We start from the raw sequence: 408 nt of genomic DNA, 5'->3' as shown, positions 1-408 counted from the left end.
AAATTAGGCCACATAGAATCACTATTTACTTTTACACAAAATAGGTTTGTTCCGTTACATATATCAGTCGTAACCCATTCCTTATGATTTTCGGGCTTTAAGTTACTGATTATCTTCGACCATAACCGAGTCTCAGACCAATCAATTATAGGAATCCTTAAAATAGAACTCGAGCTTTGGCTAACCTTATGATTAAAATTAACAGGCTGTTTGCCCAATAGTTGATCCACAGAAATATTAAAATAATTAGCGATGGCATCTAGAGTTGACGCTTTAGGATCAGGAGTTTTTCCGTTTACAAGCCTGTTTATGATGGCTCTGGGTAAATTGACCTTCCTACTAAGTTCAGCCTCAGTTAAACTATATGCTTTGAGCAGCTGAGTAAGGACATCACTAAGTTCAAAAAAA

Annotated in this window: 1 protein-coding gene; it reads right to left on the bottom strand. The window is 36.0% G+C overall.

Features of this window, described 5'->3' with window-relative positions; genetic code table 11:
- Window positions 1-408, bottom strand: a 408-nt coding sequence (locus tag E1P04_RS17905; protein WP_207386040.1) for a helix-turn-helix domain-containing protein, incomplete at both ends; no start/stop codon positions are given.

The sequence above is a fragment of the Legionella gresilensis genome, assembly GCF_900639865.1.
Lineage (GTDB): Bacteria > Pseudomonadota > Gammaproteobacteria > Legionellales > Legionellaceae > Legionella_C > Legionella_C gresilensis.
The sequence above is the reverse complement of the archived record's forward strand: the minus strand, read 5'-3'. Positions and strand labels throughout refer to the sequence as shown.